Raw genomic sequence first — 17,159 nt, 5'->3', positions numbered from 1 at the left:
TTCTTAGTCTTCGACTTGCAGGATGGCGAGGAAGGCCTCTTGCGGGACCTCGACCGAGCCGATCTGCTTCATTCTTTTTTTGCCCGCTTTCTGCTTCTCGAGCAGCTTCTTCTTGCGGGTGATATCGCCGCCGTAGCACTTGGCAAGCACGTTCTTGCGCAGCGCCTTGATTGTCTCACGCGCGATGATGTTGGCCCCGATGGCGGCCTGGATCGCGACGTCGAACATCTGGCGGCTGATGATCTCGCGCATCTTGGAAACGACCGCCCGGCCGCGGTACTGGCTCTGGCTGCGGTGCACGATGATCGACAGCGCATCGACCTTCTCGCCGTTGAGCAGGATGTCGACCTTCACGACATCCGAGGCGCGGTATTCCTTGAACTCGTAGTCCATCGACGCGTAGCCCCGGCTGACCGACTTCAGCTTGTCGAAGAAGTCCAGCACGATCTCGCCGAGCGGCATCTCGTAGGTCAACATGACCTGCCGGCCGTGGTAGGCCATGTTCATCTGGACGCCGCGCTTCTGGTTGGCCAGCGTCATCACGGCGCCGACGTACTCCTGTGGCATGTACAGATGCACGGTGACGATCGGCTCGCGGATCTCCGACATCTTGCCGACGTCGGGCATCTTGGACGGGTTCTCGACCATGATCACTTCGCCGTCGTTCTTCATGACCTGGTAGACCACGCTGGGCGCGGTCGTGATGAGGTCCTGGTCGAACTCGCGCTCGAGCCGCTCCTGCACGATCTCCATGTGCAGCAGGCCGAGAAAGCCGCAACGGAAGCCGAAGCCCAGCGCCTGCGATACCTCCGGCTCGTAGTGCAGCGAGGAATCGTTGAGCTTGAGCTTCTCGAGCGCGTCGCGCAGCGAGTCGTACTCGCTGGCTTCCGTCGGGTAGAGGCCGGCGAACACCTGCGGCTGGATTTCCTTGAAGCCGGGCAAGGCCTCGGTGGCCGTGGCGGCCGCGCCGCCCGTCCCGGCCTTGATCAGCGTGACCGTGTCGCCCACCTTCGCCGCCTGCAACTCCTTGATGCCGGCGATGATGAAGCCCACCTCGCCCGCTTCGAGCGATTGGCGAACTTCGGTCGCCGGAGTGAACACGCCGAGGTTGTCGGCGTTGTAGGTCGCACCCGACGCCATCATCTTGATGCGTTCGCCTTTCGCGAGGCGACCGTCGACCACGCGCACGAGCATCACGACGCCCACATACGCGTCGAACCAACTGTCGACGATCATCGCCCGCAATGCTGCGTCGGGGTTGCCTCGCGGCGCCGGCACCTTGGCCACGATGGCTTCGAGAATCTCGTCGATGCCCATGCCGGTCTTCGCCGAGCACGGGATCGCATCGGTCGCATCGATGCCGATCACGTCTTCGATTTCGGATTTCGCGTTGTCGGGATCAGCCTGCGGCAGATCCATCTTGTTGAGCACCGGCACCACCTCGACGCCGAGATCGAGCGCGGTGTAGCAGTTGGCAACGGTCTGCGCTTCGACGCCCTGGCTCGCGTCGACGACGAGCAGTGCGCCTTCGCATGCCGACAGCGAGCGGCTCACTTCATAAGAGAAGTCGACATGGCCCGGCGTGTCGATCAGATTGAGGTTGTAGACCTGCCCATCGCGCGCCTTGTAGTGCAATGCGGCGGTCTGTGCCTTGATGGTTATCCCACGCTCCTTCTCGATGTCCATCGAGTCGAGCACTTGCGCCTCCATCTCGCGTTCGGCGAGCCCGCCGCAGCGCTGGATCAAGCGGTCTGCAAGCGTTGACTTGCCATGATCGATGTGCGCAATGATCGAAAAGTTTCTGATGTGATTCATCAACGGGAACGCTTAAGTACTTGAATTGGCTCGTGCGCAGAAGGCGACAGGCAAGAAAAAAGGGCGCGTCCGCAAGAGACGCGCCCTGAACCAACAAGCAATGGCAACTGCAGTAGTTGGAACTTCATTGTAGGCAAAAAGGGGGGCGCGTACAGACAGGCCAAGGCCCCGGAACGGTCGTTGCAGGTCAGCAACATGGAACTTATAAACAACTTATCCACAGAATCGGTGGATCGATTTCTTAACAACTTGTGGGCGATCTGTGGAGCATCGGTGGACGGCCGAGAGGAATCTCGCATCGTGAAGAAGCCTGTCCGGCTTATGCGTCGACCTCTGGCCGATGAGGCCGTATTCTACTGAAAATCATCATTAGCCTCCTTGCAAGTTAGTAAACGCAAACTAATTTAAGGGCCTCGAGGTGCCAAAAAAATTTTGTTTCGGCGGTTGCCAGAATGCGAAAGCGGCCGAAAAAAAGCCCCAAACCCGAGTGCCGGGTGGGGCCACTTGACGCCAAGCGCCAGATCAGCGTGAAGGCCGGATCAAGGCATATTGCGCCCAGTCGCCGCGGCGGAACAGTACGCTGACCGGCTTGGTCTTGTCTGCCTTCACCAGTGCGGCTTCGAACTCCTTGGCGTTGGCCACCTCGGTGTTGTTGATGGCCAGCACGATATCTCCCTCGCGCAGACCAGCCCGCGTGGCCGCGTCGGTGGCGGTGTCGATCTTCACGCCGCCTTTGAGTTTGAGCTCCTTCTTCTGCGCCTCGGTGAGGTCGCTGACCGCGAGCCCCATGGACTTGGCGGCGGCAGATGCCTGCGGCTTGGCTGCGGGCTCCTCTTTTTCGGCCGCCCGCTTGACGGGCTTGTCGGGCTCGATCTCCGCGATCGTCACGGCAAGATCGCGCGAATTGCCGCGACGGAACACGGTGAGCGAACTCTTGGTGCCGGGCTTGGTATTGCCCACGAGGCGCGGCAGATCGCTGGGCTTCTCGATGGCCTTGCCGTCGAACTTGGTGATGATGTCGCCCGGCTCGATGCCGGCCTTCTCGCCCGGCGAGCCGGCCTCGACCCCGCGCACCAAGGCACCCTGCGCCTTCCCAAGGCCGATGGATTCGGCCACGTCCTTCGTGACCTGGTCGATCTGCACGCCGATGCGTCCGCGCGAAACGCGGCCGTTCGCGCGCAGCTGGTCGCTTACGCGGATCGCTTCGTCGATCGGGATCGAGAACGAGATGCCCATGAAGCCGCCCGAGCGCGAGTAGATCTGGCTGTTGATCCCGACCACTTCACCGCGCATGTTGATCAACGGGCCGCCCGAGTTGCCGGGGTTGATGGCGACGTCCGTCTGGATGAAAGGCAAATAGTCGCCGGTGTCGCGCTGCTTGGCGCTCACGATGCCCGCAGTCACGGTGTTCTCGAGACCGAAGGGCGAACCGATGGCCATCACCCATTCGCCGACGCGCAGCCTGGAGATGTCGCCGACCTTGACCGCCGGCAGACCGGTTGCCTCGATCTTCACGACCGCAACGTCGGTGCGCTTGTCCGCGCCGATCAGCCTGGCCTTGAATTCGCGCTTGTCGACAAGCGTCACCAGCACCTCGGATGCGCCATCAACGACGTGCGCGTTGGTCATGACGAAACCGTCGGTCGTCAGGATGAAGCCGGAACCCACGCCGCGCGGGCGCTCTTCTTCCTGAGGCTGCTGGGGCCGGTTCGGACGCGGCCCCTGGCGCGGAATGTTCGGCATCGGCTGGCCGAAGAAGCGGCGGAAGAATTCCTGCATCTCCTCGTCCATCTCGGCGTTGCCGCTGCGCTGCGCCACCTTTTCGACGGTCCGGATATTGACCACCGAAGGTCCGACCTGATCGACCAGATCGGTGAAATCCGGGAGAACACGGGCTTGCGCATGCGCGGGCGCGACGGGCAGCAGCGCAGCGCCGGAGGCCAGCGCGAGCACGCCGGCCATCAGGAATGAACGGATTTTGTTCTTCTCGAACTTGAACATCATCGGTTTCCTTCGTTTGAGAGACCTGTAAACAACAACGATCAATATGGCGACTCAACGCGCGCGAACAAGACTTTGCGCAAACGCATCGAGCGTTTGCGGCGGCACTTCTCCGACGGCAGTCAGCCACCAGTCGCCATCCTTGCCCGGCAGCCGGCGCGTCAGCGTGTAGGTGGCACCGAGCGCCAGCAGGACTTCCCGCGGCTGGCGCTGCGCGTCGTAGGGCTCGACGAACAGCGAGACCGACGCAAGGCCATCGGAAAAAGTCCACTGCATCGTGTGCCCCTGCGCAGCGCTTCCTGCAACCCCCGCGGGACGCCGATAGCAGCTGACCGGCTTGAAGCCGGCGATGGGCGCGCGCAGCGACCACCCCTCTTTCGTGGCCGTGGTGCGCTCGAGCTCGGATTTCTCTACGCGATAACCCGCGGTGCTGCCCATCATCTGTGCAAGGGCTTGCGCTTTGACCGGCGGGTCGAGCTGAAGTTCGGAAAATGCGGACTGTTCGATCACGCGGTTCTCACCGTCGATGGTCTGCAGCTTCACCACCAAGCCCGATCGGCGCTCGCTCCAGACGCGGTAGCCGAAACGCAGCCCGTCGCGCGGCTCCAACTGCACCACGTCGGCATCGAAGCCCGCGACGCGGTCCTTGCCCAGCACGCGTGCACCGTAGAGGTCGCCGATGGAGGAGTCGGGGGTACCGAGCAGGTTCGGGAACAGCTCGAGGTTTTCGCGCTTCTCGCTCTTCACGACCTTCGTCTCAGGCAGAAAGGTCATCACGTGGTCGTTGCGCCTGAAGGTTGAGCGCGGCGGCCCAGACAAGGCCTCAATGCGCTCCATCTGGAGGGCACCCTCGCACACATGCCAGATGCGGGCACTCGACAGACTGCCGGCGGGTGCCGATACAACGAAAGTTCCGACGTAAGAACGCTGCCGCGAAGCGGCATGCATACGCTGCAACCACTCGACCACGCCCAAGGTCGGCGTCTCGCCGCCGGCCGGGCTGACCGAACTCTTCACTGACGGCGAGGGCGTCCGGTTCTGAGCCATCACGGCCTGTGCCACGCAAAGCGCGGCAGCAACGAGAACCACAGCACCACGCGCGGAAATCGGCATCGCAACGGTCATTGCAAGGGCTGCGGACGCGTGATCAACGCGATGGCCCATCGAAGGTGGCGTTGCGCAGGAAGCCGGAAGGCATCTGCGAGGCACCGCCCGCTTGCTGGTGCGCTTCGAGCAACTGATCCAGCCGCGGATCACGCAGCATGACCTGCGGATTGCCATTTCCGACGATGACCCGCATCGGCGCGAGGTTGGAGGGCGTCTGCTGCGAAGAATTCGACGCAGCGAGCACCGAACTCGAGCCTTGCTGTTGCGCCAGTTGCGCAGCGGCCGGCTGCGGGCCGGTGCTCCCAATCCAGTTCCAACCGATGGCCGCTGCAGCCGCCAGCGATGCCGCACCGGCCACGAGCTTCCATCGGAACACCGGTTCGTTGGCGGCCTCGACATGGTGCACGACGGGCTTTACCACCTCGGGCGCCAGCATCGGGGCGGACGGCTCGGCCGCCAGCCGCTGCTGGAGCCGCGACAGGAACACCGAGGTATCGCTGCAGGCGGAGTGCACGCCGGAACGCAACACTTCCCCGACCAGATGATAGGTATGCCAGGTCGCGCGCAGATCGTCGTCCGTGCAGACCTTCTCGATCACCTGTGCGAACTCGTCGTCCCGCAGATGGCCGTCGGCCAGCGCGGAAATCTGTTCGTGGACTGTGCTTGTGTGCTTCATTTCATTCACCTGCTTACCAACGCTTGCCGGACTGGTTGTCCAGCAGCGGCTTGACCCTTGCCGAAATAGCTTCGCGGGCCCGGAAAATCCGCGAGCGTACGGTACCGATCGGACAATTCATCACCTCGGCGATCTCTTCGTAGCTCATGCCTTCGATCTCGCGCAGGGTCACCGCCTGCCGCAGCTCGGCCGGCAGTGCTTCCATTGCAGCTTCGACGGCGGCCGCGATTTCGTTGGCGGCCATGACGGATTCGGGCGTCTCGTCGCTGATTGGTTCGTTTCCGGGCCGGTAAGTTTCATCCTCGTCCTCAGAAGACGAACGCAATGCGCTCTCAGAAACGGTCGGATCGCGTTTCATGTCCACCAGGGCCTTCTTGGCGGTATTGACGGCGATGCGGTAGAGCCAGGTGTAAAACTGCGCCTCGCCCCTGAACTGGTGCAGGGCGCGGTAGGCGCGGATGAAGGTCTCCTGCGCGATGTCCTCTACCAGGTTCACGTCGCGCACCATGCGGCCGATGAGCCGTTCGATCCGGCGCTGGTACTTGATGACGAGCAGTTCGAAAGCCTTCTGATCGCCTGCGATCGTGCGCTGGACCAGTTGAAAGTCGACCTCCCCGGGCCTCACCTCTGCAGGGGGCGCATCGGTCAAGCCGGTGTCGGGCGGCACGGGCGGTGGAGAGGCTGTCATGAAAGAGGATGGTGCGAGCCGGATGCCGCTGGCTGCCGGGACTCGGCAACCGGGCCGGCCAGCGGGGCGCGCGAATATACCGCACGGCGCAGATCCTGCCAGCGCTTCGGCAGAGTGCTCCGGTCGAGCCAGGCCCAGCGTCGCACACGACGCGCTTCGGTCAGGCACAGGAGCAGCGAAGATTGGAAATCCAGGGCGACTTTCACCCCCGCTCGCAACCCCGCAGAGTCCGCAAGCGACCAATGCCGGCCGTCGAAGCTCAGTTCCGTGAACGCGGTGCATCGCAGCGTGCTCCGCCATGCCGCAGCGCCGGCCCCGACGACGCTGAGCGCCAGCAGCCCGATCCGCCAATCCGGGTCGTCGAGCCGATAGCACGCTGCGGCCGCGCAGCACGCGCCGCAGGCCCAGATGATCGAGAGCAACCGATCAGCGTTGCGCGAACGGCCCACCGGATAACTCACCGATGGGGCGTCGTGCATGGGTCAAGGAAAATCAAGCGCGCTTGAACACCAGCGTGCCGTTGGTGCCGCCGAAGCCGAAGTTGTTCTTGACCGCGACGTCGATCTTGAGATCGCGCGCCTCATTGGCGCAGTAATCGAGATCGCACTCCGGATCTTGATTGAAGATGTTGATCGTCGGCGGACTTTTCTGGTGATGCACAGCCAGCACGGTAAACACCGACTCGATGCCGCCGGCACCGCCGAGCAAGTGGCCGGTCATCGACTTGGTCGAGTTCACCACCAGCTTCTTGGCATGGTCGCCAAAAGCATTCTTGATCGCATTGGTTTCGTTGATGTCGCCGATCTGCGTCGAGGTGCCATGCGCGTTCAGGTATTGGACCTGATCGGCGTTGACGCCCGCATTCTTCAAGGCCATGTCCATCGAGCGGCGGGGTCCGTCGACATCGGGCGCGGTCATGTGGAAGGCGTCGGCGCTCATGCCGAAGCCGGACACTTCGGCGTAGATCTTGGCGCCGCGCGCCTTGGCGTGCTCGTACTCCTCGAGCACCAGTACGCCGGCACCCTCACCGAGCACGAAACCGTCGCGGTCGCGATCCCAGGGGCGCGACGCCGTGGCCGGATCTTCGTTGCGGGTGGACAGTGCGCGCGCCGCGGCAAAGCCCCCGATACCGAGCGGCGACACCGTGGATTCCGAGCCGCCTGCAATCATCACATCGGCATCGCCGTACTCGATCATCCGAGCAGACGTACCAATCGCATGCAAACCGGTCGTGCAGGCAGTGACGATCGCGATGTTCGGGCCCTTGAAGCCATATTTGATGGACACGTGGCCGGAGATCATGTTGATGATCGATGCCGGCACGAAGAACGGCGACACGCGGCGCGGGCCGCGGTTGGTCAGTTCGCCGTGCGTGGCCTCGATCATGGGGAGTCCCCCGATCCCCGAGCCGATGTTGCAGCCGATGCGAACGGCTTCTTCATAGCTCAGGGCCTCGCCGGTCGGCAAGCCGCTGTCCTGCACCGCCTGGATCGCAGCAGCGAGCCCGAGATGGATGAAGCGATCCATGTGGCGCGCTTCCTTCTCGGGAATGTATTGCGTGATGTCGAAGCCCTTGACCTCGCCCGCGAACTTGCAGGCAAAGGCGCTCACATCGAACTTGGTGATGGTGTCGACGCCCGACTTCCCGGCCAGCAGATTGGCCCAGGACTCGGCGACAGTGTTTCCGACAGGGGCAATGCAACCAAGCCCAGTGACGACGACGCGGCGTTTGGTCATGCCGGCAAACCTTTCTGGAAGCACTGAGGCCGTTGTGCGGCGCGTGCCTTGGAAGCCGCGGGCCGGAACGGAAACTCAGCGTGGCCGATATCAGGCCTTTTGATTCTTGGTGGCGTAATCGACGGCGTTCTGGACAGTCGTGATCTTCTCGGCGTCTTCATCCGGGATCTCGATGCCAAATTCGTCTTCGAGTGCCATCACCAGTTCGACCGTGTCGAGCGAGTCAGCACCGAGGTCCGCCACGAAAGCCTTTTCATTGGTGACCTGGGACTCTTCAACGCCGAGTTGTTCGGCAATGATTTTCTTGACACGTGCTTCGATATCGCTCATTTGGTTCCCTCTGAGGGTTGTAGGTAATCGGTGGATTTTAGCCGGCCGCATTGTGGCATCCGCCCCAAGGCCGTACGGTAAAAGAATTGCGCTACTGCGCTTACATGTGCATGCCGCCGTTGACGTGCAGTTCCTGGCCCGTCACATAGGAGGCTTGGGGCGAAGCCAGGTAGGCAACGGCATGCGCGATGTCAGCCGGCTTGCCCAGGTGGCCGAGCGGGATCTGCGACAGCAGCGCTTGCTGCTGCGCCTCGGGCAGGCTGGCGGTCATGTCGGTCTCGATAAAGCCCGGCGCCACGCAGTTGACCGTGATGCTGCGGCTTCCGAGTTCGCGTGCCAACGCGCGCGTCATGCCCGCCACGCCAGCCTTGGCGGCCGCATAGTTGGCCTGGCCGGCGTTGCCGGAAGCGCCGACGACGCTGGTGATGCTGACGATCCGGCCGTAGCGCTGCTTCATCATGGGGCGGATCACCGCACGGGAAAGACGGAAAACGGCCTTGAGATTGGTGTCGAGCACCGCATCCCAATCCTCATCCTTGAGGCGCATGGCGAGCATGTCGCGGGTGATGCCGGCGTTGTTGACCAGCACATGGATCGCGCCATAGGTCTTGACGATCTCGTCGACCAGCGCTTCGACCGCCGGCCCATCATTGACGTCGAGCGCACACCCCCGCCCGCCATGGGCGGCGAGCGCGGCCGAGATCCTGTTCGCGCCTTCTTCGGTGGTGCCGGTCCCGATGACCATGAGACCGCGCTGGGCCAGTTCGAGCGCGATCGCCGCACCGATACCGCGCGAAGCGCCGGTGACCAATGCGACCTGGCCTTCGAATTTTGGAGTGCTCATAAAAGAATAATGTTGGAGCCCGGCGTTCAGCCGCCGAGCAGTTGTCTTGTTTCTGCGAGCGTTGCCGGGTCATACACCGAGGCCGCGGCGAGCTCGGGCGCAATGCGTTTGATCATGCCGGCAAGCACTCTGCCGGGGCCGCATTCAACGACGACCTCCACGCCACGCGCCTGCAAGGCCTGCACGCTTTCGACCCAGCGCACAGGACCCGCCGCTTGGCGCACCAACGCGTCGCGAATCCGGGCCGGGTCGGTTTCGACCGCCACGTCGATGTTGTTGAGGACGGGGATCTGGGGCGCGGCCAGGCTGAGCGATGCCAGCTGCTCTTCCAGCGCTTCGGCGGCCGGCTTCATCAGGCTCGAATGGAAAGGCGCCGACACCGGCAACGGCAGTGCCCGCTTGGCGCCCTGGGCCTTGAGCACTTCGCAGGCCTTTTCGACCGCGGCCTTGCTGCCCGCGATCACGGTTTGCATCGGATCGTTGAAGTTCACCGCTTCGACGATTTCGGCGCTGCCGGTGCCGAACGAGGCTGTCACTTCGGCACAACCTGCTTTCACCTTGCCGGCATCCATGCCGAGGACCGCCGCCATGGCACCCGCCCCCACGCGCACGGCCTGCTGCATGGCGCGGGCGCGGAAACGCACCAGTGGCGCCGCCTGCGCGAGCGTCAAGACGCCGGATGCCACCAAGGCGGAATATTCGCCCAGCGAATGACCGGCAACGATCGAGGGCTTGGCGTCGCCTTCCGCCAACCAGGCCCGCCAGGACGCGATGCCGGCGACCAGCATCACGGGCTGCGTATTCGTAGTGAGCGCCAGCGCCTCCTTGGGGCCCTCGTGGATCAAGCGCGAAACATCTTCATCCAAGGCATCGGATGCTTCCTGCAGGGTCTCGGTCACGGCCGGATGGTCGCCCCATGCGTCGAGCATGCCGACCGCCTGCGAGCCCTGGCCGGGAAATACGAAAGCGAAGGATTTCATTGTTTTGCGTCTCCAATCGCGCGCGACTGCCCTCTTCGGGGGCAACGCGCTGCATTACATGGTCAACAGGACTGCGCCCCAAGTGAAGCCGCCGCCAACGCCTTCCAGCATCACCGTATCGCCCTTCTTCACCTTGCCTGCGCGCACCGCCTCGTCCAATGCCAAGGGGATAGAGGCTGCAGAGGTGTTGCCATGCTCGTTGACCGTCACGATCAGCTTCTCGAGCGGCAGCTTCAGCTTCCGCGCGGTGCCTTCCATGATGCGGATGTTGGCCTGATGGGGAATCAGCCAGTCGATGTCGGCATCGGTCTTGCCCGCCTTCTGCAAGGTGGCGCGTGCGGCCTCTTCCAGCACGCGTACGGCCAGCTTGAAAACAGCCTGCCCGTCCATGTGAAGCAGCGGCGTGCCGAGCACGTTGCCGCCCGAGACGTGGCCCGGCACGCAGAGGATGCCCACGTGCTTGCCATCGGCATGCAGGTCGCTGGCAAGAATCCCGGGCTCGTCGCTGGCCTCGAGCACCACGGCGCCGGCACCGTCACCGAACAGGACGCAGGTGGTGCGGTCGTTGAAGTCGAGGATGCGCGAAAAAACCTCAGCGCCGACGACCAGCGCGCACTTGGCGCTTCCGGTGCGGATCATGGCGTCGGCCACCGTCATCGCATAGACGAAGCCGCTGCACACCGCCTGTACGTCGAATGCAGGACAGCCCGCGATGCCCAACTTGTTTTGAAGAATGGCTGCCGACGACGGGAACACCATGTCAGGGGTCGAGGTCGCGACGATGATCAGGTCGACCTCGCCAGCACTGCGACCAGCCGCTTCCAGCGCATTCTTTGCGGCTTCCAGCCCCAGTTCGCTGCTCGTGACTTCGGGTGCGGCGAAGTGCCGAGCGCGAATGCCCGTGCGCTCGATGATCCATTGATCAGAGGTCTCGATGCCACGCGTGGCCAATTCGCGGGCGAGGTCGTCGTTGGTCACTCGGCGCGGGGGCAGGTAGCTGCCGGTGCCGGTGATGCGGGAAAAAGGAGTCATCAAACGTGGAGCGCCGCCGTGTCGACCGGCGTCGCCGGTTCTTGTCGCGCGAGGAGTGGCGCGGCGTGGGCGATGCGGGCCCGCACGCGATCGAGCAGGTTGTTGCGAGCGGCATCATAAGCGCGATCGAGCGCATGACCGAAGGCCACTTCGTCAGCCGAGCCATGGCTCTTGAAAACGAGTCCGCGCAGGCCGAGCAAGGCCGCGCCGTTGTACCGCCGATGGTCGAGGCGGCGTTTGAGGGCCTTTAGAACCGGATACGAGACGATCGCAGCAAATTTGCTGAAAATACCGCTGGAATACTCGATGCGAAGGAAGTCGACGATCATCGAAGCCACGCCCTCGGTGGCCTTCAATGTGACATTGCCAACAAAACCGTCACAGACGACGATGTCGGTCGTCCCTTTGAAAATGTCGTTACCCTCGACGTTGCCGTAGAAGTTCAAATCCTGGGAATTGGCCGCTTTCCGAAGCAATTGACTTGCTTTTTTGATCGTTTCGCTGCCCTTGATCGCCTCTTCGCCGACATTGAGAAGTCCGACGGACGGCGACTCGTTGCCCGTCAGGGCGGACACCAGCGCAGAACCCAACACGGCGAACTGCAACAGATCTTCAGCATCACAATCCACATTGGCGCCGAGATCGAGCACCGTTGTCGCCCCGCCCTTGCTGTTCGGAAGCTGAGGAGCGATGGCCGGCCTGTCGATACCATCCAAGGTCTTGAGCAAGTAACGAGCGATCGCCATCAAGGCGCCGGTGTTGCCAGCAGAAATCGCGGCCTGCGCGGCGCCGTCCTTCACTTGCTGAATCGCGACGCGCATCGAAGAATCTTTTTTCTTGCGCAGCGCGATCTCAATCGGGTCGTCCATTCCGACCACTTCGCTGGCGGGAATGACTCGGGCACGCGGATGCGAGAAGCCGGCCAGCGCTGCCGGGGCACCAACCAGCAGCAACGACGCTTCGGCGTGGCGATCGAGAAATGCGCGGCAGGCCGCAAGCGTGACGCGCGGACCGTGGTCTCCCCCCATGCAATCGACGGCAAGCGTGATTGCGGAGGGGGCAGGAGCGAATTCGGAAGGCGTGGCCATCAAAACAAAGGCCCGACGCTACAACAAAAGTAGCTTCGGGCCTTTGGCCTTGAAACTGGGATCAGGCTTCAGACTTGGTCTTGAGCACCTTGCGGCCGCGATAGAAGCCGTTCGGGCTAATGTGGTGGCGCAGATGCGTTTCGCCGGTGGTCGGCTCGACGGCAATGCCGGGCACGCCCAAAGCATTGTGGGAACGGTGCATGCCGCGCTTGGACGGCGACTTCTTGTTTTGCTGGACGGCCATGCTGGCTCCTGAAAGTATTCGGGTGAGTGGGTAAGCACGCGGGGCGGCCGTGAGGCCCTGTAGAACGCTCTAACGTCGACGGCGGCGCGCGTGAAGCCCATGATTATAGCCCAAGCTGAATAAGGAGCGCCAGCTCGATGTTTCGAGGCCTACTCCGGCTTGCGCGAACGCAACGCGCCGAGCACTGCGAAGGGATTCGGACGCGCGGCCTCGGCCGCCTCGAAATCGGGATCCGCAGCCGACAGCCGCACCGGCTCGGGACAACGTTCGTGCCGCGGTGTGACCGGGATTTCCATGAGGAGCTCATCCTCGATCAAGGCATGGAGGTCGAAATCGCGGCTCGCGACCAGAACGTCCTCCTCCGAATCCTCGTCTTCGGCCGCTGCAATGGCTTCGTCTGCCGCGAAACGAAACCAGCGATCGACTTTCAGTTCGACTTCGACCGGGGTGAGGCAGCGCTGGCAGACCAGGGCCACCGTGGTCTGCGCCTCCAGGTGCAGCCAGGGGACTGGCGCTCCATCGGGACCATCGCGGCGGGCGCCTTCGGCCTGCCAGCGCAAGCTCACGTCGGTGGCCGGGGCGGCCACTTCAGCGCTCAAGCGCTGATAAGTCTGAAGGGGCTCGTTTCCCGAAACGGTAGCGGCCGCCTCGGCAAAGCCGTTCACGTCGAGCCGGCCTGGGGCAAATTCTCTGGTCATCGGCACCAGTCTAAACCGCTCGCGCACAATCGTGGCCCATGCAACGCACTGTGATTCTTGCCTCGACCTCGCGCTATCGCCGCGAGCTTCTTGCACGCCTGCACCTGGCCTTCGATGTCCAAGCACCCGACGTCGACGAAACACCGATGGCAGGCGAGGCGCCGCGCGCGTTGGCGGAACGGCTGGCGCTCGAAAAAGCGATGTCGGTGGCCCGCCAATTCCCTGAAGCCGTGGTGATCGGCTCCGATCAGGTGGCCGACCTGGCTGGCGAGCCATTGGGCAAGCCCGGAGATCACGCCCGCGCCACGGCCCAATTGCGGCGCATGCGCGGCCAGACGCTGATATTCCAGACGGCCGTCGCCGTGGTGTGCCAGGCGACGAGCTTCGTGCAGCGCGATCTGGCGCCCGTGCGCGTCGTGTTTCGTGAGCTCAGCGATGCGGCGATCGATGCCTATCTGCGCGCGGAACAGCCCTACGACTGCGCGGGAAGCGCAAAGAGCGAGGGCCTTGGCATTGCTCTGCTCGAAGCCATCGACAGCGACGATCCGACGGCCCTGGTGGGCCTGCCGCTGATTCGTACAGCCAACATGCTGCGCGCCGCCGGCGTCGACCTCTTGTGAGCAAAGGCAAGCTCTATCTGGTGCCTGCACCGCTGGATTTCGGCTGTGAGGCTGAGGTGCCGCTGCAGGACGTGCTTCCGCTCGGCACGCTGCAGATCGCGGCTGGGATCACGCACTGGATCTGCGAGAACGCGAAATCGGCCCGCGCCTATCTCAAGCGCATCGACGCGGTGGCGCCGCTTGCTGCGCCGCTGCAGGCCCAGCAGATCCAGGAACTGCCGCGCGAGGTTCACAAGAAGGGAGACCACGCCGGCCAGTTCGATGCCCGACCACTCCTTTCCGCCGCGCTCGAAGGCAAGAACATTGGCCTGCTCAGCGAGGCCGGCATGCCTGCCGTCGCCGACCCGGGATCCTCCGTGGCACGGGCCGCGCACGAACTGGGCATCACCGTGGTGCCGCTCACCGGCCCGGTGTCGCTGCTGCTCGCACTTGCGGCGAGTGGTCTCAATGGCCAGAACTTCGCTTTCGTCGGCTACCTGCCGCAGGACGCCGAGGCACGCGCGCAACGCATCCGCGAGCTCGAGGCACTCGCACTGAGGACCGGCCAGACGCAGCTTTTCATCGAAACGCCCTACCGCAATACAGCCCTGCTGCAGGCGCTCGTGCAGACGCTGCAGCACAACACGCGGCTCGCGGTGGCGCGCGGACTCACGCTCGCGGCCGCGAACGTGCGCAGCGATACGGTGAAGAGCTGGCGCGCCAAACCATTGCCGGCCGACGAGCGCACGCCCGCGGTGTTCGCGATCGGGCGCTGATCTTGTCAGGCCCTCCCTCCGCCCGCATGCGCTGGGCTTCGCGCGCGCAATTCTTCGGCTCGGGTTTCATCTTCGCGACCTGGGGTGTTCATATCCCGACTGTGAAGATCCACTACGGCGTCGATGAAGCGGCGCTCGGCCTGGCCATGCTCGCCGCCGGCGTCGGCGCCTTGCTGGGCCTCACACAGGCGAGCCGCTGGATCGGCCGCCATGGCGCCCGCGGCACCGCCGGCCTGTGCGGCGCGATCTATGCGCTGCTGCTGGCCGGCTTGCTGGTGATGCCCAGCTATGGCGCGCTGCTGGGCTTGCTCGCCGTGTTCGGCATCCTCACCGGCGTCTTCGACGTGGCGATCAATACCGAGGCCGCGCAGCTCGAGCTGCGAGACGGCCATCCGCTGATGAGCGGCATGCACGGCATGTTCAGCCTGGGCGGCATGGCGGGTGCCGTGACCGGCGGCGCAGCGCTCGCCGCTGGGATGGCGCCTCAATCGCACTTGACGCTCGTCGCCGCGGCGATGGCGCTATCGATCGGCCTCTCCTCCAGATGGATGTTGCCGAAGGAGGCGACCACGTTCAGCAGCACGGGCGATGGCTTTCGCCTGCCGCGCGGCGCGCTGGCCATCCTCGGCGTGCTGGCCGCGCTGGGGCTGATTGCCGAGGGCGCGATCTACGACTGGAGCGTGCTCTATCTGAAGCAGGAACTGGGCAGCCCCCAGCAGCAAGCCGCGCTGGCCTACGCCAGCTTTTCGGCGGCGATGGCCGCCACGCGCTTCGCCGGCGACGCGATGCGGGCGCGTTTCTCGCCGGCGCTGCTGCTGCGCGGCAGCGCCTGGCTGGCGGCCGCCTCCATGACGCTGGTCCTGCTGGCCGACGCACCCTGGCTGGCCTTGATCGGATTTGCAGGCGTGGGCATCGGTTTCGCCAACGTGGTGCCGATCCTCTTCGCCGCGTCGGCGCGCGTCCCGGGCGTCGAGCCGGCACGTGGCATCGCCGCGGTATCGGCAGCAGCCTACCTGGGCTTCATGGCCGGACCGCCGGTAATCGGCTTTCTGGCCCAGCTCAGCTCGTTGACTGCTGCGCTCTATGTCGTGGTGGCCTTTGCCGCAGCGCTGGCGGCATCGGCGCGCTACGCGAATCCGGCCTGATTCAGCGCAGCGCCGGCGCGGTTCGCAGCGCCCGAACCGAAGCGTCGCCGAGGGCAGCGCCGAATTTCTTGGCGAGCTTCTCGGCCACGTTCTCCCGGCGCGTGTAGTCGATCACTTCCTCGGCCTTGATCACTTCGCGCGCAACGAAATCGACGTTGCCGAGCTGATCGGCCAAGCCGAGCTCCACGGCCTGCTGGCCGCTCCAGAACAGGCCGCTGAACAGGCCGGGCGTATCGACCTTCAACCGGTCGCCGCGGCCCTTCTTGACCACATCGATGAACTGCGCGTGGATCTGGTCGAGCATCTTCTGCGCGTGCACCCGCTGCGCATCGCTCATCGGGCTGAACGGATCCAGGAAGCCCTTGTTTTCGCCGGCCGTCAAGAGCCTGCGCTCCACGCCGACCTTGTCCATGAGGCCGGTGAATCCGAAACCGTCCATCAGCACGCCGATGCTTCCGACGATGCTTGCCTTGTCGACGAAGACCTTGTCGGTCGCCGCCGCGATGTAGTACGCCGCCGACGCGCAGGTCTCCTCGACCACCGCGTAGACCGGCTTTTTGTGCTTGGCCCGCAGGCGCTTGATCTCGTCGTTGATGATGCCGGCCTGCACGGGGCTTCCGCCCGGCGAATTGATCAGCAGAACGACACCCTTGGCGCCGTCGTCCTCGAAGGCGCTCTTCATCGCCGCGATCACGAACTCCGCACTCGCGTCGCCGCCATTGGCGATTTCGCCCTTGATTTCGACTACCGCCGTGTGGGCCGTGGTCTTGGCAGTCGTCGGCGTGCCGCGGGACATGGCCAGCCACACCAGAAAAATGAAGAAGACGAGCCAGCTCAGACGAATGAAGGTCTTCCAACGACGCGTGGCCCTTTGTTCGCGCAGCGAGGCGAAGGCCAGTTTTTCGAGTGTGGCGCGCTCCCAGTTGGGTTGCTGCGTCGGATCGTTCTTCGACATGCTTCGGGGAGGCGCGGCGCGCTCGAAAGGCTCGAAACCCTCAGGTTCCGTGCGGTTGGAATCGGTCATTTCAGAAAACCAGAGGTTGGAGGTTCCAGGCAGTATGCCAGTGCACCACTCCGTCCCGTTCGCTCAAGGCGATCTTCACCAGGCCGCCGCGACAAGGACCGCCGGCGCACTCGCCGGTGTCCGGCTTGTAGACGGCGCCGTGCGTCGCGCACAGCAGCCATTGACCGCTGTCGTCGAAGAAGCGATCCGGTTGGAAATCCAGCTCCATCGCGACGTGGCTGCAGCGGTTGAGGTACGCGTGCGGCTGGCCTTCGTAGCGAATGGCAAAGGCCCGGCATGTCTGGCCGCCGTGCACCACGTCGAAGGGAACGGCGCGGCCGCCCTCGACCAGGTCGGCCGCATTGCACAGCGGGATGCATTCGCTCATGCGCGGAT

19 protein-coding genes are annotated in these 17,159 nt (G+C 64.1%); 3 read left to right on the top strand and 16 right to left on the bottom strand.

Features of this window, described 5'->3' with window-relative positions; translation table 11 throughout:
- Positions 1 to 3 precede the first annotated feature (3 nt).
- The 14 genes from lepA to ACSQ86_RS07295 all read right to left on the bottom strand — a co-directional run bounded on the left by lepA (position 4) and on the right by ACSQ86_RS07295 (position 13,240).
- Positions 4 to 1,815: a translation elongation factor 4 gene (gene lepA, locus ACSQ86_RS07360; RefSeq protein WP_093106585.1), complete on the bottom strand. Its 1,812-nt coding sequence runs from the start codon at positions 1,813 to 1,815 to the stop codon at positions 4 to 6.
- Positions 1,816 to 2,337: 522 nt separating this feature from the next.
- Entirely contained in the window at positions 2,338 to 3,819 is a 1,482-nt protein-coding gene (locus ACSQ86_RS07355) for a DegQ family serine endoprotease (RefSeq protein ID WP_436303161.1), read from the bottom strand.
- Between the two features lie 51 nt (positions 3,820 to 3,870).
- On the bottom strand, positions 3,871 to 4,941 hold the full coding sequence (locus ACSQ86_RS07350; RefSeq protein WP_436310261.1) for a MucB/RseB C-terminal domain-containing protein: 1,071 nt from the start codon (positions 4,939 to 4,941) through the stop codon (positions 3,871 to 3,873).
- 22 nt (positions 4,942 to 4,963) lie between these two features.
- Entirely contained in the window at positions 4,964 to 5,599 is a 636-nt protein-coding gene (locus ACSQ86_RS07345; RefSeq protein WP_093106592.1) for a sigma-E factor negative regulatory protein, read from the bottom strand.
- 13 nt (positions 5,600 to 5,612) lie between these two features.
- Positions 5,613 to 6,287 carry an RNA polymerase sigma factor RpoE gene (gene rpoE, locus ACSQ86_RS07340; protein WP_093106594.1) on the bottom strand — a complete coding sequence of 225 codons (675 nt, stop codon included), beginning with the start codon at positions 6,285 to 6,287 and terminating at the stop codon, positions 5,613 to 5,615.
- Positions 6,284 to 6,766 carry a hypothetical protein gene (locus ACSQ86_RS07335; protein ID WP_436303159.1) on the bottom strand — a complete coding sequence of 161 codons (483 nt, stop codon included), beginning with the start codon at positions 6,764 to 6,766 and terminating at the stop codon, positions 6,284 to 6,286. The genes rpoE and ACSQ86_RS07335 overlap by 4 nt, the downstream gene beginning before the upstream one ends.
- Positions 6,767 to 6,779: 13 nt before the next feature.
- Positions 6,780 to 8,024: a beta-ketoacyl-ACP synthase II gene (gene fabF, locus ACSQ86_RS07330; RefSeq protein ID WP_093106598.1), complete on the bottom strand. Its 1,245-nt coding sequence runs from the start codon at positions 8,022 to 8,024 to the stop codon at positions 6,780 to 6,782.
- A gap of 90 nt (positions 8,025 to 8,114) precedes the next feature.
- The gene (acpP, locus tag ACSQ86_RS07325; RefSeq protein WP_007830471.1) at positions 8,115 to 8,354 is read right to left on the bottom strand and encodes an acyl carrier protein; all 240 of its coding nucleotides are present in this window, start codon (positions 8,352 to 8,354) and stop codon (positions 8,115 to 8,117) included.
- Between the two features lie 100 nt (positions 8,355 to 8,454).
- Positions 8,455 to 9,198 carry a 3-oxoacyl-ACP reductase FabG gene (fabG, locus tag ACSQ86_RS07320; protein ID WP_093106600.1) on the bottom strand — a complete coding sequence of 248 codons (744 nt, stop codon included), beginning with the start codon at positions 9,196 to 9,198 and terminating at the stop codon, positions 8,455 to 8,457.
- 26 nt (positions 9,199 to 9,224) lie between these two features.
- Complete coding sequence (gene fabD, locus ACSQ86_RS07315; protein WP_436308674.1) at positions 9,225 to 10,178, bottom strand: ACP S-malonyltransferase; 954 nt, start codon at positions 10,176 to 10,178, stop codon at positions 9,225 to 9,227.
- 54 nt (positions 10,179 to 10,232) lie between these two features.
- On the bottom strand, positions 10,233 to 11,210 hold the full coding sequence (locus tag ACSQ86_RS07310) for a beta-ketoacyl-ACP synthase III (protein WP_436303157.1): 978 nt from the start codon (positions 11,208 to 11,210) through the stop codon (positions 10,233 to 10,235).
- Positions 11,210 to 12,298 carry a phosphate acyltransferase PlsX gene (gene plsX / locus ACSQ86_RS07305; RefSeq protein ID WP_436303156.1) on the bottom strand — a complete coding sequence of 363 codons (1,089 nt, stop codon included), beginning with the start codon at positions 12,296 to 12,298 and terminating at the stop codon, positions 11,210 to 11,212. The genes ACSQ86_RS07310 and plsX overlap by 1 nt, the downstream gene beginning before the upstream one ends.
- A 61-nt stretch (positions 12,299 to 12,359) precedes the next feature.
- On the bottom strand, positions 12,360 to 12,542 hold the full coding sequence (rpmF, locus tag ACSQ86_RS07300) for a 50S ribosomal protein L32 (protein WP_028248601.1): 183 nt from the start codon (positions 12,540 to 12,542) through the stop codon (positions 12,360 to 12,362).
- A gap of 149 nt (positions 12,543 to 12,691) precedes the next feature.
- A complete protein-coding gene (locus tag ACSQ86_RS07295) occupies positions 12,692 to 13,240 on the bottom strand; it encodes a YceD family protein (RefSeq protein ID WP_436310260.1) in 549 nt (182 codons plus the stop codon).
- 38 nt (positions 13,241 to 13,278) lie between these two features.
- Between ACSQ86_RS07295 and ACSQ86_RS07290 the strand changes: the two genes are divergently transcribed.
- The 3 genes from ACSQ86_RS07290 to ACSQ86_RS07280 are packed head-to-tail and all read left to right on the top strand — an operon-like array spanning position 13,279 to position 15,760.
- Entirely contained in the window at positions 13,279 to 13,860 is a 582-nt protein-coding gene (locus ACSQ86_RS07290; RefSeq protein WP_436308673.1) for a Maf family protein, read from the top strand.
- Entirely contained in the window at positions 13,857 to 14,615 is a 759-nt protein-coding gene (locus ACSQ86_RS07285; protein ID WP_093106615.1) for an SAM-dependent methyltransferase, read from the top strand. Before ACSQ86_RS07290 ends, ACSQ86_RS07285 begins: the two co-directional genes overlap by 4 nt.
- Positions 14,616 to 14,617: 2 nt before the next feature.
- The gene (locus ACSQ86_RS07280) at positions 14,618 to 15,760 is read left to right on the top strand and encodes an MFS transporter (RefSeq protein WP_436308672.1); all 1,143 of its coding nucleotides are present in this window, start codon (positions 14,618 to 14,620) and stop codon (positions 15,758 to 15,760) included.
- Position 15,761: 1 nt separating this feature from the next.
- On the opposite strand, the gene ACSQ86_RS07275 is transcribed toward ACSQ86_RS07280, so the two are convergent.
- Both ACSQ86_RS07275 and ACSQ86_RS07270 read right to left on the bottom strand, forming a co-directional pair.
- On the bottom strand, positions 15,762 to 16,784 hold the full coding sequence (locus ACSQ86_RS07275; RefSeq protein ID WP_436303152.1) for a S49 family peptidase: 1,023 nt from the start codon (positions 16,782 to 16,784) through the stop codon (positions 15,762 to 15,764).
- A 1-nt stretch (position 16,785) separates the two neighbouring features.
- Positions 16,786 to 17,151, bottom strand: a complete 366-nt coding sequence (locus ACSQ86_RS07270; protein ID WP_436303151.1) for a Rieske (2Fe-2S) protein — start codon at positions 17,149 to 17,151, stop codon at positions 16,786 to 16,788.
- Positions 17,152 to 17,159: the final 8 nt, after the last annotated feature.

It is taken from the genome of Variovorax sp. LjRoot130, assembly GCF_964253755.1.
Taxonomy (GTDB): Bacteria; Pseudomonadota; Gammaproteobacteria; order Burkholderiales; family Burkholderiaceae_C; genus Variovorax.
The sequence above is the reverse complement of the archived record's forward strand: the minus strand, read 5'-3'. Positions and strand labels throughout refer to the sequence as shown.

What these genes read in the sequence shown, in the direction of transcription:
- ACSQ86_RS07335 (WP_436303159.1), bottom strand. Translation starts at nt 6,766, where the DNA reads ATGCACGACGCCCCATCGGTGAGTTATCCGGTGGGCCGTTCGCGCAAC.
- plsX (WP_436303156.1), bottom strand. Translation starts at nt 12,298, where the DNA reads ATGGCCACGCCTTCCGAATTCGCTCCTGCCCCCTCCGCAATCACGCTT.
- lepA (WP_093106585.1), bottom strand. Translation starts at nt 1,815, where the DNA reads ATGAATCACATCAGAAACTTTTCGATCATTGCGCACATCGATCATGGC.
- ACSQ86_RS07350 (WP_436310261.1), bottom strand. Translation starts at nt 4,941, where the DNA reads ATGACCGTTGCGATGCCGATTTCCGCGCGTGGTGCTGTGGTTCTCGTT.
- fabG (WP_093106600.1), bottom strand. Translation starts at nt 9,198, where the DNA reads ATGAGCACTCCAAAATTCGAAGGCCAGGTCGCATTGGTCACCGGCGCT.
- rpoE (WP_093106594.1), bottom strand. Translation starts at nt 6,287, where the DNA reads ATGACAGCCTCTCCACCGCCCGTGCCGCCCGACACCGGCTTGACCGAT.
- ACSQ86_RS07310 (WP_436303157.1), bottom strand. Translation starts at nt 11,210, where the DNA reads ATGACTCCTTTTTCCCGCATCACCGGCACCGGCAGCTACCTGCCCCCG.
- ACSQ86_RS07295 (WP_436310260.1), bottom strand. Translation starts at nt 13,240, where the DNA reads ATGACCAGAGAATTTGCCCCAGGCCGGCTCGACGTGAACGGCTTTGCC.
- rpmF (WP_028248601.1), bottom strand. Translation starts at nt 12,542, where the DNA reads ATGGCCGTCCAGCAAAACAAGAAGTCGCCGTCCAAGCGCGGCATGCAC.
- ACSQ86_RS07270 (WP_436303151.1), bottom strand. Translation starts at nt 17,151, where the DNA reads ATGAGCGAATGCATCCCGCTGTGCAATGCGGCCGACCTGGTCGAGGGC.
- acpP (WP_007830471.1), bottom strand. Translation starts at nt 8,354, where the DNA reads ATGAGCGATATCGAAGCACGTGTCAAGAAAATCATTGCCGAACAACTC.
- fabD (WP_436308674.1), bottom strand. Translation starts at nt 10,178, where the DNA reads ATGAAATCCTTCGCTTTCGTATTTCCCGGCCAGGGCTCGCAGGCGGTC.
- ACSQ86_RS07345 (WP_093106592.1), bottom strand. Translation starts at nt 5,599, where the DNA reads ATGAAGCACACAAGCACAGTCCACGAACAGATTTCCGCGCTGGCCGAC.
- ACSQ86_RS07355 (WP_436303161.1), bottom strand. Translation starts at nt 3,819, where the DNA reads ATGATGTTCAAGTTCGAGAAGAACAAAATCCGTTCATTCCTGATGGCC.
- fabF (WP_093106598.1), bottom strand. Translation starts at nt 8,024, where the DNA reads ATGACCAAACGCCGCGTCGTCGTCACTGGGCTTGGTTGCATTGCCCCT.
- ACSQ86_RS07275 (WP_436303152.1), bottom strand. Translation starts at nt 16,784, where the DNA reads ATGACCGATTCCAACCGCACGGAACCTGAGGGTTTCGAGCCTTTCGAG.
- ACSQ86_RS07290 (WP_436308673.1), top strand. Translation starts at nt 13,279, where the DNA reads ATGCAACGCACTGTGATTCTTGCCTCGACCTCGCGCTATCGCCGCGAG.